Source organism: Massilimicrobiota sp. An105 (assembly GCF_002161155.1).
Lineage (GTDB): Bacteria > Bacillota_I > Bacilli_A > Erysipelotrichales > Coprobacillaceae > Allocoprobacillus > Allocoprobacillus merdigallinarum.
Genome location: NZ_NFLY01000009.1, coordinates 36,558 through 49,417, shown reverse-complemented (window position 1 = coordinate 49,417; position 12,860 = coordinate 36,558). Strand labels below are relative to the sequence as shown.

Here is a 12,860-nt window from a genome sequence, read left to right as displayed (position 1 = left end):
TTTCTTTCTTTTATCTTATCACTTTTTTTAGATAAGTACAATTTTTTTAATAGTCTTCTATCATTTCCCCATGTTGTCGTGGTAAAAAACGTTCTTCATAAAAACGCAAAGCATAGCTGTCTGTCATTCCTGATAAATAATCACTGACAATCAACTCACCAGGAGATTGCTGATAAGTTTCTGCCATTTTTGAAACATGAGCACATATACCCTTTTGAGGATAATGACGGTATATGAAATCATCATATAAAATATCATATAATTCTTTCACCATTCGTGTTAATTTTTCGTTTTCTTTCAATATTGTGGTATGATGATGAATATGTGTTGAAATAAATGTAAAGAGAATTTCTAAGGCATGAAAGACTTCTTTTGAAAATTCTAAATATGGTTTATGATAACTATGAATAACCAAATCACCAATCAAACGATTAATAATGGCTTTATTATCTTTACCTAATACTTGAACCACTTCTAATGGTAAATCATCTATAGAAATAATACCTACCTTAATTGCATCTTCAATGTCTTTACCAACATATGAAATAACATCAGAAATACGAACAACACATCCTTCTAATGTCATTGGCAAAATCTTAAAAGAATAATCTTTCTCATGCCAACATTTTTCATATTCTTCCCAAAACTGTTCAATTGTTTTATGACTATCTGGTTTATATATAGGTGAAAGAATCTCACCATTATGGCATAAGATTCCATCTAAGACCTGTAAAGATACATTATATCCGATTCCATTTCTTTCTATAAACAGTAAATTTCTAACACTATTCGCATTATGCGTAAAATAGCCAAATCCTCTTTCTTCTAAACAATCATTAATAGCTTTTTCACCTACATGTCCATATGGCGCATGACCTAAATCATGTCCTAATGCAATAGCTTCAATTAAATCTAAATTCAGATTTAAACCTCTACCAATCTGTCTTGCTATACGTGATACCCACTGGACATGTAAAGAACGCTTAGTAATGTGAACATTACTAAAAAAGGATAATGCCTGTGTCTTGTCGACATAACGGCTATAACTTTTAGAATATAAAACACGATCAATATCTTCTTCAAAAGGCCAGCGAATATCAAATTCTTTGGCTTTCTTTTTTGTATTCTTCACTTTAATACAATCACTATTACATGTTGCATAAGGAGACAATCTTTCATCTGCTAATTTTGTTTCTCTTAAAGAATCATGAATAATTTGATCTTGAGCTTTCATGAAATCACATCCTTTTTCTTTTTTTATTTTTTATAGTATAATACTTATGGTGATTTGATGCAAAATAATATACAAAATAATTTAATTTCATGGTATAACCACAACCATCGCCAATTTCCATGGCGAGAAACCACAAATCCTTACTATATATGGATTAGTGAAATTATGTTACAACAAACAACAACCGAAGCAGTCATTCCCTATTATAAACGTTTTATTCAAACGTTTGATACTATTGATAAATTGGCTAGTGCCTCTTTAGAAGAAGTTTATAAATTATGGGAAGGTCTTGGTTATTATCGTCGAGCTAAACATATTCATGAAACTGCACAACTGATTTGCGAAAAATATGATGGACAGTTTCCTGACACCTATGAAGATATCTTAAAACTCAAAGGGATTGGTCCTTATACTGCTGGAGCTATTTGTTCTATTGCTTATGGATTGTCTACTCCTGCCATTGACGGCAATGTGTTAAGAATTATCTCACGATTATATGCCTTAACTGAAAATATTGCCTTACCAAAGGCCCAAAAGAATATTTTTCATATTGTGAACGATTTATTGATTGGTTATGATGCTTCTGCCTTTAATCAGGGTTTAATGGATCTTGGTGCCACCATTTGTCGTCCTTTAAATCCACAATGTGAAATTTGTCCTATTGCCCCCTTTTGTAAAGCCAGACAATCTGGACAACAGAAAGTATTACCTATTTCTATAAAAAATATCAAACATAAAGAAATCAATTACATAACTGGCATTATTACTTATCAAGATCAATATGTCATGATTCAAAATCCTGCCGGATTATTAGAAAATTTATATGGTTTTATTCAATACGAGTTGGAAAGCCCCTATCGCTTTATTGAAGAATTTGAAAAACAGTATCATATATCATTATCTCTTGTTTCATATCATGGTCAGGTTAAACATGTTTTTACGCATCGTACATGGCATATGCATATCTATCATTTTACAATTTCCAAACCATTGTCATCATTATATAGTTTAAATGATATTTCACAGCTTCCTGTTTCAACGGCACATTTAAAAGTTTTAAAGCATTATTTAAAAACAATCGAATAAGCAATAAAAAGTGGTACAATGTGTGAACCACTTTTTATTATAGGATAACTACTGATTTTCATCAGTATTTAATTGATATTTTCACTTTTTTCATCTTCTTCATAACGTTCTATAATTCTCTGCACAACAGGATGTCTAACAACATCTAAGGCTGTCAAATAGACAAAACGAATACCTTTGACATCTTTTAAAATATGCAAAGCTTTTTTCAATCCACTACCTACACCTTTTGGTAAGTCTATTTGCGTAATATCACCTGTAATGATCATCTTAGAACGAAAACCAAGTCTAGTTAAAAACATTTTCATCTGTGCATCAGTCGTATTTTGTGCTTCATCCAAAATCACATAGGCATCTTCCAAAGTACGTCCACGCATATAAGCAAGTGGTGCAATCTCAATAATGCCTTTTTCAATAAAGCGTTCTGTCTTTTCACGACCTAACATATCATATAAAGCATCGTAAAGAGGTCTTAAATATGGATCCACCTTTTCTTTTAAATCCCCTGGTAAAAATCCCAGACTCTCACCCGCCTCCACTGCCGGTCTTGTCAGAACAATTTTTTGAACTTCGTTATTCTTTAATGCCTGAACAGCAAAAACAACTGCCATATATGTTTTTCCTGTCCCTGCTGGACCAATCGCAAAAACAACATCATTACGCTTTAAAGCATTATAATATTCTTTCTGACCTAAAGTTTTTGGATAAATCAATTTTCCATTTGTTGTCCTTGCTATTTTTGTCTGATAAAGTTCATCAATCATATTCAACTGATGATTTTTAGCTAAATTCAAAGAATAGATAATATCACGTTGACTGATTGTTTTTCCTTGCTTAACTAAAGTCAGTAAAGTACGAATCATATCTTCAACTTCCTGATTTTTGATTTCTGTATCATTTAAAACAATCTCATCACCACGAACAATCATTTCACATTGCATGGCTTCTTCTAATAAATGTATATTTTCTTCCTGCTGTCCTAAAAGTCTTGATATTTCATCCATTGTGCATGTTTCTAGCTTTAAGATTTTCTTCATTGTCTTCTCCTTTGACTGCAATATCTTCAATAAGAGTATAATGCATCTTTAACGTTATTTTACTACGTGTACTTGTCATTTGTAAAACATTTTCTTTATCAATAACAGCTTCTGTTGGTATCTGAGCACGAATATTTAATAAAAGCTGATAAAAGGCTTCTCCGTAATCTTGTTTTTTATTAGGCAGACTCGCTTCATACTGATGAAAAGTATAAGCATAAACATGCCCTTCTACCGGAATAATCTTTGTTTTATTTTGGGTTGAAATGATTGTGTTTTCAACAAGCAAATCACCTTTTTTAACGTAATCATTTTTCTTGACAAGAATATGACCACTTTTAACATCTAACGATTGAATCATGCCATCTTCTTTGGCATATAAATTACGATAATCATCTTTTTTGACTGTTTCTTGTCGACGTTTCGTATATTCAATATGAAAAACACTGCCTGTCTGATAGATATTCATATATTCAATTTTCTCTTTATATATATCTTTAAATTGCAGCAATAAATCATTTAATTTCTCATAGCTTTGAAGCGGTTTTAACAAATCTATATTTTCTTTTTGTAAAGTTTTCATCATGCTCTTATTGACCTCAGGTAATGTTCCTTCAATTTGAATATCAAAAATAAGATAAGATGAAACAAAAATACTGATGAAGAAAAAAAGCACTCCAATAAAATTTAAATGCTGTCGTGATAAGAAAAAGATATATTTCAATAAGCCAATGGTCTCAATATACTGATATGGATAATCCCATCTTTTTAAAATATATCTTTGATAAACAGGAAGATAAAATAGAAATTGAGAGTCCTTTTTTTGTAAATGTATTAATTTTAATTTTCTATCTCTAGCATAAATCAATAATGAATAAATTAATGACTCATCTACACTATATTTATCATACCCTATTTTCATCATATTCAATCACTTTCACATGACCATGAAGTCGAATTTCCTTTTGATCATAATATTCAATCTGTAGATTTTCTCCTCTAATAATCAAATTGTAATCGGGCATCTGAATTTTAAAAAAATGTGTATCCATCATCAGAACTTCATGATAATCATAAATACAAATACGTTCCTTATCAATCATCAGCATGATACCACCTCAGTGGAATATATGATACAAAACAAAAAAGAAGAACCAAAAGTTCTTCTTATCTTTGTTTACCTTTATTTTTTCTAGCAGCTTCTGATTTCATTTTACGTTTTAAACCAGGCTTAACATAAAATTCTCTTTTACGAGCTTCTGCAAGGGTACCTGTTCTAGAAACTTGTCTTTTGAAACGACGTAATGCATCATCTAATGATTCATTTTCTCTTACTACAGTTTTTGCCATATTGAACTTCCCCCCTTTACTAATACCAAATACATGCGTTATTATACATTGATAATAACAGAAAATCAAGTTTTTTTATATAATTCCCACTTGATATTTTCATTTTTTTCATTTATTACTGTTTCATCAACGAAACTCCTGATGAAGTTCCAATACGTGTTGCTCCAGCATCAATCATATCTTGCATATCCTGATAAGTTTTCACTCCACCACTTGCTTTGACTTCGCATTGTTCACCAACTGTCTGTTTCATCAATGCAACATCATGAACAGTGGCTCCTCCAGTTGAGAATCCTGTTGATGTTTTGACAAAAGTTGCTTTTGCTTTCATAGCCTGTTGACAAGCTAAAACTTTTTCTTCATCAGTTAATAAACAAGTTTCAATAATCACTTTTACACAACGTCCCTGGCTGGCATCAACAACAGCCTGAATATCTTTATATACAGTTTCAATATCACCAGCTTTTAACGCCCCAATATTAATAACCATATCAATTTCATCACTACCATTTTCAATAGCATTTTTTGCTTCAAATGCTTTCACTTCTGAAGTATTAGCTCCTAGTGGAAATCCAATAACTGTACAGATTTTCACATCGCAATCTGCTAAGTATTTTGCACAATAAGATACCCATACTGGATTAACACATACTGAAGCAAAATCATATTGCTTTGCTTCATCACACAAATGCGTAATTTCATCTTTTGTTGCATTCGCTTTTAATAATGTGTGATCAATAAATTTGTTCCATTTCTTTTCCATCATCTTCTTCTCCTTTAAAGATTTTATGAATTGCCTCTAAAGCAACATATTTATCTCCAGGATAAGGATCATTTCCAATTGCAGAAGCCATAAATTGTTCATGTCCTTTCCCTAGAATCAAAATAATATCATCACGATTTGCAATTTCAATTGCCTGTTCAATAGCAATGCGACGATCTTCAATAATAACACTTACAGGTTTTTCAATATATTTTTGAATATCTAAGCAGATATCCTGAATATCTTCATCTCGATTATCTTCAGCCGTCAAAATAACCTGATCACAATATTGATTCGCTAATTTCCCTATTTTTTGCCTTTTATTATAATTCTTCTTTCCTGGTGCTCCAAAAACAGCAATAATTCTTCCGTTTTTCTTCACTTGTTGAGCAAACTGAAATACCTTTTCATAACTTTTCGCATGTTGACAATAGTCCACAATAACATGGAAAGGATATGGATGACTTAATAATTCCATACGTCCATCAACACCTTGAATATGTTCAATCATATCAATAATTTGCATAATCGGCATTTCTAGCGCTAATAAAGATGTTACAACAGCCAGAATATTCGATATATTAAAACGAGCTAAAACAGGAACTGAGACATGATGTAATTCATCATGAACCTGTAAATCAAATTCACTATGATCAATAAATAACTCTATATTTCTAGCCATGACGTCTGCTCTATGTTCAATACCATAAGTCAGAACATGACTTTTGATAGAGTCTTTGACAAGAGTGTAAAAGCGAACTTCATCTGTATTTAAAATAGCATAACCTTTTTCATCTAACAAGGAAAAAAGCTTAGCTTTAGAAGCCATCAGATTTTCCATCGTCCCATGAAAATCCAAATGTTCTTCATAAACATTTGTAAAAACAGCAATATCAAAATGAACACTATCAACTCTTTTCAAAGCCAAACCATGACTTGATACTTCTAATGTTACACCTTTGACATCTTTTTTCACCATATCATTTAAATGTCTTTGTAAAAAAATAGTTTCTGGTGTTGTATATGGGCATTGTTCAATAATACCTGCATATTCAATATTATTTGTCCCAATATATCCCATTTTTAAAAATTGTGATAAAGCATTTTTAATCATCAAGGCAACAATTGTTTTTCCACTTGAACCAGTTATACCAATCACCGTCATTTTATAACTAGGATGATCATAAAATAAATCAGCAACTCTGTTCAATTCATCTAAAACATTATCAACCTTGATATATAAAATATCCTTATGCTTAAATGTTAGAGGTTTAGAGTAAACAATGCATTTCGCCCCTTGAAATATAGCATCTTCAATATATTTATGTCCATCTACACTTAAACCATCAATACAAAAGAAAATAGAATCTCTTCCTACATAGCGTGAATCACTATGAATGGAACGAATCTTAAAATCTTCTTCAACATCAAATAATTCATTAATTTTCTTCACTCACAACACTTCCTATCAATTCTGTATCTTGACATTCCTCAATAAAAACAGGATAGATATGTCCTACTGAATCCAATGGTAACTTCGTTTTAACTTTCAAATAATTAGAAGCATGACCAATCATATAATCCCCATCAGCTTCTTCAATTAAAACATTCAAAGTCTGTCCAATCTGTTGGCTGGCAAACTCATGAAGGAGCTGATGCGATAAATCCATCAACGCTTTCACTCTTTGATGTTTAACATTTCCATCTACCTGATCTTTCATTTTGGCAGCCGGTGTCCCTTGACGAGGTGAATATGGGAAAACATGTAATTGGTTAAAATGCATGTCTTTAATCCACTGATATGTGGATTCAAAATCTTCATCAGTTTCACCAGGAAAACCAACAATAACATCAGTTGTTATAGACAAGGTTGGTAATTTTTCTTTTAATTCTTTCATCTTTGATGCAAATTCATCAGTCGTATAATGACGATTCATTTTTTTCAAGATTTTATCGCATCCAGACTGAATAGGAATATGAAGATGATCAACGATAATAGGTGATGTAGCAATCAGATCTATGATTTCATGAGTGATTTGACTCATTTCAATTGAAGAAATTCTTAATCGCTTTAAACCTTTCACTTTTGTTGTTAAATCTACCAATAAGTCATAAAAGCTGTAATTATCAAAATCTTGTCCATATCCAGCCGTATGAATTCCTGTCAGAACAATTTCTACAAAACCATGATCAACTAATTTTTGAGCCTGTTTTAAAACGCTATCTTTATCTCTCGAACGAATACGTCCTCTCGCGTATGGGATAATGCAATATGTACAAAAATTATTACATCCATCCTGAATTTTCAAAAAGGCTCTTGTGTTTTTCGTAAATTCATCAATATCCAGATCTTCAAAATGAGATAGTTTCATAACATCAGCAACATGAATAACAGTCTGATGTGTTTTTTGGTATTCTTCAACAAATTCCACAATTCGATTTCTAAACTGAGTTCCTAAAACAACACCAACACCTTCAATTTTTGCAACTTCTTGGCTTGCAACCTGACTATAACATCCCACTACACATACTGTAGCTTGAGGATTTTGACGAATAGCTTTACGAATCATCTGACGAGATTTAGAATCTCCAGTGTTTGTAACAGTACATGTATTAATGACATAAACATCTGCCTGTTCTTTAAAATCTACACTTTCATATCCTGCATCACAAAAAAGCTTCAGCATCGCTTCTGATTCATAAGTATTCACTTTACAACCCAATGTTAAAAAAGCAACTTTTTTCATAAAAATCCTTTCTATTTATATTTTTTTATAATTTTTTTATAGTTCTTTAAAGAAATATATTCCAAATCTTTCAATGTTTCTAAACAATCCAGATACAAATAATTTTCAATATCATATGCAATCTTTTGAATATCTTCAATACGAACTTCACATTGAGCTTTATCGTCTTGAATGATAACTTTATTCAAAAATTCATGATTATCTTTTTTAAAGATATAAATGGTTTTAAGCGGATCAAAATAAAAGCAAATATGTCTTTGATCTTCGTATACATTCTCCAAAGAAGAAAAACCTGTACGAAAGATAGAATAACCATACATATCAATTGGTGTATGAAGATTCACTTTAAAATTTTGTATATATTCACGATGTTGTTTTAATAGCAACATTTGATAATCATGAGTATAACGCTGATTGACAAATGGTTCTAAATAAGGAATATAAATCATGACTTGACTCTGTAAATCCTGGAAATGAGGAGCCGTTTCTAAAACTCCAGCAATATCATTATTAAACATCTTTTGTTTTTCATCATAATTTAAATAATCGAATAAATCATAATGTTGATTTAAAAATCCCTCATAAATATTTTCAATCTGATTTTGCGTTAATAGACCTCGATATATAATTTCATATGAAAACAAATCAAAATCAGTCTTGATCTTTGAAGATAAGCCCATCTTTTCAAAAAAAGAACGATGACTTTCTATTTCTTGATATAATTGTGTTTTAGCAAGAGGAATTTCCACCCCTATTTTATTTAAACTTTCTATAAATCCCATGATGACATCAACTCCCTACTAAATCCAATAACACTTAACATATATAACGGGGCTGTTTCGCTACGTAAAATTCTTTTTCCTAACGAGCAGGCCTGAACACCTAGCCCTTTCATCTTTTGAATTTCACTTTCATCAAAACCACCTTCAGGTCCTACAATAATTGTTATAGTGTGATAATCTTTTTGAAGCGTTTTTGCTAAAAGTGATTTTTCACCATTTCTGCTTTCTTCTTCATAGGCAACTAAATTGACATCGCCTAAATATTTCTCTAACTGTGATATTTTTATAAGTGAAGTCAACTCAGGTATTGTCTGACGACAAGATTGTTCACTTGCCTCTTTTAAAATACGAGTATAACGTTCTCTTTTCTTTTCAAAAGATTTTTCATCCGTTTTAATAATACTTCTTTGTGATAGAAAAGGAACAATTCTACGAACGCCTAATTCTGTAGCCTTTTGAAGAACCCATTCAAATTTATCATTTTTAGGTAAGCCATAGATTAAAGTCACTTCAACATCCAGTTCATTATTTTCTATGAGCTCTTCTTTTTGTTGAAGTATTCCTTTTTCAATATCTATAATTTCATATATATAAACATGATGATCTGGTAAAATACAAATCACTCGATCACCTTGATGATATCGCATGACACGTTGCATATGTTTATGATTATAAGGGTCAATATGTATGAATGATCCCTCTATATTTTGAGCATCTATAAAATATCTTTGCATAACTTCCTCCTTTGGCTATTCTATCACATTTTGTTGAATATAAAAAGAAAAAAAGATTAGTAAAGTCAATCCTCTACTAACCTTCTCACTCTTATGACTTTCTAATCATAAATTGTTGATTTTGATAATCAATCGTAATGTTATCATCTTTTTGAATAGAACCTTTAATCATTTCTTTGGCAACTAAAGTTTCAATATGTCCCTGAATGAAACGTTTAAGTGGTCTCGCTCCAAAAGTAGGATCAAAACCTTCTCTTGCGATTTCTTCTTTAGCCCCGTCACTCACTTGAACTGATATATTTTGTTGTTCTAGACGTTTAGAAAGCTGAGCAATAAATTTATCAATAATCTTATAAACAACTTGATTATCTAATGAATTAAACATGACAATTTCATCAATACGATTCAAGAATTCTGGTTTAAAATGAGTTTTTAATTCCATTTCAACTTCATGTCTTGTTTCTTCATTATTACCTTGTAATAAATATTGTGAGCCAATATTAGATGTCATAATAATGATTGTATTTTTGAAGCTAACAACATTGCCTTTAGAATCAGTAATACGACCATCATCTAAGACTTGAAGCAAAACATTAAAGACTTCAGGATGGGCTTTTTCAATTTCATCCAATAAAACAATACTATAAGGCGCACGTCTAACAGCTTCCGTTAATTGGCCACCTTCTTCATATCCAACATAACCTGGAGGAGCTCCTAATAAACGAGAAACACTAAACTTCTCCATATATTCACTCATGTCAATACGGACAATATTCTTTTCACTATCGAATAATTGTTCTGCTAAACTCTTTGCAACTTCTGTTTTTCCTACTCCAGTTGGCCCAAGGAACATAAATGAACCAATTGGACGGTTTTCATCATTGATTCCAGCACGTGATCTTAAAATAGCATCACAGATCTTTTCAATCGCTTCATCCTGTCCAATAACTCTTTTTCTTAAAGTATCATCAAGATGTAATAATTTTTCTCTTTCAGATTCCATCAATTTATGAATAGGAATACCTGTCCATCTAGCAATAACTTCACTGACTGTATCAACTGTTACTTTTTCCTGTAATAAAGCATCATCAGACTCTTGTGATTGATAATCAGCAATTTCTTTATTAATACGAGGTAATGTTTCATACTTGATTTTTGAAGCTTCTTCTAAATTACCTTCAGTTTCATATTTATCTTTAAGGGCTTCATATCTCACTTTTTGATCTTTTAATTCTTTAATATGATCTAAAGCTTTCTTTTCTTCTTTCCATTTATCTGTTAAACCTGTTACTTGTTCATCTAATGAAGCAATACGACTCTTAATTTCATCTAGACGTTTTTCGTTATCTGCATTTTTATCTTCTTTTTCAATAGAAATACGTTCCATTTCCAAACGATTCTTTTCTCTTGTGATAACATCTAATTCTTCTGGTAAAGAATCAATTTCCATACGTACAGATGCACATGCTTCATCAATCAAATCAATAGCCTTATCTGGCAAGAAACGATCGGTAATATAACGTTCACTCATATTCACAGCTGCCACAATGGCACTATCTGTAATCTGTACACCATGATGAGATTCAAAGCTATCTTTTAAACCACGTAAAATCGCAATTGTATCGTCACTATCTGGTTCATCAACTTGAACTTTTTGGAAACGTCTTTCTAAAGCAGCATCTTTTTCAATGTACATACGATACTCATCTAGCGTTGTTGCTCCAATACAGTGAAGTTCACCACGTGCTAACATTGGTTTTAATAAGTTAGCTGCATCCATAGCACCATCTGTTTTTCCAGCTCCAACAAGCTGATGAATCTCATCAATGAATAAAATGATATTTCCTTCAGATTTTTTAATTTCATTTAATACAGCTTTTAATCTTTCTTCAAATTCACCACGATATTTAGCACCTGCTACCAAAGCTCCTAAATCAAGTTCATAAAGAGTCTTATTTTGTAAGCTGACAGGCACGTCATTTTTAAAAATACGCCATGCCAATCCTTCAACAATAGCAGTCTTTCCAACACCTGGTTCACCTATCAAAATAGGATTATTTTTTGTTTTACGTGATAAGATTTGAATAACACGTCTAATTTCTTCATCACGACCAATAACAGGATCTAATTTTCCATCCTTAACATCTTGAATAAGATCTCTACCATATTTTGTTAAAACTTCATATTGATTTTCTGGTTGTGGATTATTAACCATATTTCCACCTCGCATTTCCTGAATAATCTTTTCTAATTCTTTTTTATTTAAATGATATTGTCGAATCAAATCTTGAATAAATGTTGATTGCACTTCAAACATTGCCATAATCAAATGTTCAACACTTGTATATTCATCTTTATAATCACTCATCACTTTTTGAGCTTTTATTAACAATTGATTCAAATCATATGATATTCTTAATTGACTTTCATCAACACCATTGACTCTTGGTTTTTGTTGTTGTTTATTTCTTAAAAATGTTTCTAACTGTTGAATATTGACATTTGCTTTTGATAGCACACGATATAAAATACCACTTGTATCTTCCAATAATGCTAATAAAAAATCTTCAACATCAACAACCTGACAAGACATTCCTAAAGTCTGTTGCATGGCTTTTTGCATAGCTTCCTGCATAGCTGTTGTCCATTTTTCTATATTCATCTTCATCACTCCTTTAGCACTCATTATATCCAAGTGCTAATTATAGTATACCATGTTTTTTAGCACTGTCAACCCCGAAGTGCTAAAATGTTTATTAAAATTCAAATACTTTTTTTATAATGAATAACCTGTCTTATTCAAATCAAATATCATCAGTGTAGACTTTGACTTCAACTGTCCCATAAATTCCGATATAGAATTTTTCGGTGGAATTTCAAGCAACATATGTATATGGTCAGGACATGCTTGCCCCTCTATAAGTTCTACATCCTTGAATCTGTTAATCAACAGTATCAATATCTCTATGATATCTCTTCTTAATTTATTATATATGATGAGCCTTCTATATTTTGGTACGATAACTATATGATATTTGCATCTATATGATGTATGTGATAAACTATTTGTGTCTTTCATAGACTAACCTCCTTTGATTCTTTTGTTTCTTAGCTGCCAGGCTAAATT

At 31.3% G+C, this 12,860-nt stretch carries 12 protein-coding genes and 1 pseudogene; 1 reads left to right on the top strand and 12 read right to left on the bottom strand.

Translation table 11 applies throughout. The annotated features are described in order from the left end of the window. Positions 1-46: 46 nt before the first annotated feature. Positions 47-1,234: a deoxyguanosinetriphosphate triphosphohydrolase family protein gene (locus B5E48_RS03960; RefSeq protein ID WP_087304160.1), complete on the bottom strand. Its 1,188-nt coding sequence runs from the start codon at positions 1,232-1,234 to the stop codon at positions 47-49. Between the two features lie 57 nt (positions 1,235-1,291). Here B5E48_RS03960 and mutY point away from each other — a divergent pair, with 57 nt between their 5' ends. Continuing rightward, positions 1,292-2,320, top strand: a complete 1,029-nt coding sequence (mutY, locus tag B5E48_RS03955) for an A/G-specific adenine glycosylase (RefSeq protein WP_087304159.1) — start codon at positions 1,292-1,294, stop codon at positions 2,318-2,320. A 68-nt stretch (positions 2,321-2,388) separates the two neighbouring features. Here the strand turns inward: mutY and B5E48_RS03950 are convergent, their stop codons facing one another. The 11 genes and pseudogenes from B5E48_RS03950 to tnpA form a co-directional block, all read right to left on the bottom strand. Next, a complete protein-coding gene (locus B5E48_RS03950) occupies positions 2,389-3,357 on the bottom strand; it encodes a PhoH family protein (protein WP_087245937.1) in 969 nt (322 codons plus the stop codon). Next, positions 3,317-4,279, bottom strand: coding sequence for a sporulation protein YqfD (locus B5E48_RS03945; protein ID WP_241146914.1), 963 nt, complete (start codon positions 4,277-4,279; stop codon positions 3,317-3,319). Before B5E48_RS03945 ends, B5E48_RS03950 begins: the two co-directional genes overlap by 41 nt. Beyond that, positions 4,263-4,460, bottom strand: a complete 198-nt coding sequence (locus tag B5E48_RS03940) for a YabP/YqfC family sporulation protein (protein ID WP_224762526.1) — start codon at positions 4,458-4,460, stop codon at positions 4,263-4,265. The genes B5E48_RS03945 and B5E48_RS03940 overlap by 17 nt, the downstream gene beginning before the upstream one ends. Positions 4,461-4,524: 64 nt before the next feature. Further along, complete coding sequence (rpsU, locus tag B5E48_RS03935; RefSeq protein WP_087245930.1) at positions 4,525-4,707, bottom strand: 30S ribosomal protein S21; 183 nt, start codon at positions 4,705-4,707, stop codon at positions 4,525-4,527. A gap of 115 nt (positions 4,708-4,822) precedes the next feature. Continuing rightward, positions 4,823-5,470, bottom strand: a complete 648-nt coding sequence (gene deoC / locus B5E48_RS03930; protein ID WP_087245928.1) for a deoxyribose-phosphate aldolase — start codon at positions 5,468-5,470, stop codon at positions 4,823-4,825. Next, positions 5,442-6,923, bottom strand: a complete 1,482-nt coding sequence (locus tag B5E48_RS03925; protein ID WP_087245926.1) for a UDP-N-acetylmuramoyl-L-alanyl-D-glutamate--2,6-diaminopimelate ligase — start codon at positions 6,921-6,923, stop codon at positions 5,442-5,444. Before B5E48_RS03925 ends, deoC begins: the two co-directional genes overlap by 29 nt. Next, complete coding sequence (gene mtaB, locus B5E48_RS03920; protein ID WP_087304156.1) at positions 6,910-8,217, bottom strand: tRNA (N(6)-L-threonylcarbamoyladenosine(37)-C(2))-methylthiotransferase MtaB; 1,308 nt, start codon at positions 8,215-8,217, stop codon at positions 6,910-6,912. Before mtaB ends, B5E48_RS03925 begins: the two co-directional genes overlap by 14 nt. An 11-nt stretch (positions 8,218-8,228) precedes the next feature. Beyond that, positions 8,229-8,999, bottom strand: a complete 771-nt coding sequence (locus tag B5E48_RS03915; RefSeq protein ID WP_087304155.1) for a hypothetical protein — start codon at positions 8,997-8,999, stop codon at positions 8,229-8,231. Continuing rightward, on the bottom strand, positions 8,987-9,733 hold the full coding sequence (locus B5E48_RS03910; protein ID WP_087304154.1) for an RsmE family RNA methyltransferase: 747 nt from the start codon (positions 9,731-9,733) through the stop codon (positions 8,987-8,989). The genes B5E48_RS03915 and B5E48_RS03910 overlap by 13 nt, the downstream gene beginning before the upstream one ends. Positions 9,734-9,824: 91 nt before the next feature. Next, positions 9,825-12,395 (bottom strand): ATP-dependent Clp protease ATP-binding subunit, encoded by a 2,571-nt coding sequence (locus tag B5E48_RS03905; protein WP_087304153.1) that lies wholly within the window; start codon positions 12,393-12,395, stop codon positions 9,825-9,827. 141 nt (positions 12,396-12,536) lie between these two features. Beyond that, positions 12,537-12,812: pseudogene (gene tnpA / locus B5E48_RS03900) on the bottom strand (IS200/IS605 family transposase); the annotation flags it as partial. Positions 12,813-12,860 lie beyond the last annotated feature (48 nt).

Coding starts and splice junctions, on each gene's coding strand:
- B5E48_RS03960 (WP_087304160.1), bottom strand. CDS start 1,234: ATGAAAGCTCAAGATCAAATTATTCATGATTCTTTAAGAGAAACAAAA.
- mutY (WP_087304159.1), top strand. CDS start 1,292: ATGCAAAATAATATACAAAATAATTTAATTTCATGGTATAACCACAAC.
- B5E48_RS03950 (WP_087245937.1), bottom strand. CDS start 3,357: ATGAAGAAAATCTTAAAGCTAGAAACATGCACAATGGATGAAATATCA.
- B5E48_RS03945 (WP_241146914.1), bottom strand. CDS start 4,279: ATGAAAATAGGGTATGATAAATATAGTGTAGATGAGTCATTAATTTAT.
- B5E48_RS03940 (WP_224762526.1), bottom strand. CDS start 4,460: ATGATTGATAAGGAACGTATTTGTATTTATGATTATCATGAAGTTCTG.
- rpsU (WP_087245930.1), bottom strand. CDS start 4,707: ATGGCAAAAACTGTAGTAAGAGAAAATGAATCATTAGATGATGCATTA.
- deoC (WP_087245928.1), bottom strand. CDS start 5,470: ATGGAAAAGAAATGGAACAAATTTATTGATCACACATTATTAAAAGCG.
- mtaB (WP_087304156.1), bottom strand. CDS start 8,217: ATGAAAAAAGTTGCTTTTTTAACATTGGGTTGTAAAGTGAATACTTAT.
- B5E48_RS03915 (WP_087304155.1), bottom strand. CDS start 8,999: ATGGGATTTATAGAAAGTTTAAATAAAATAGGGGTGGAAATTCCTCTT.
- B5E48_RS03910 (WP_087304154.1), bottom strand. CDS start 9,733: ATGCAAAGATATTTTATAGATGCTCAAAATATAGAGGGATCATTCATA.
- B5E48_RS03905 (WP_087304153.1), bottom strand. CDS start 12,395: ATGAATATAGAAAAATGGACAACAGCTATGCAGGAAGCTATGCAAAAA.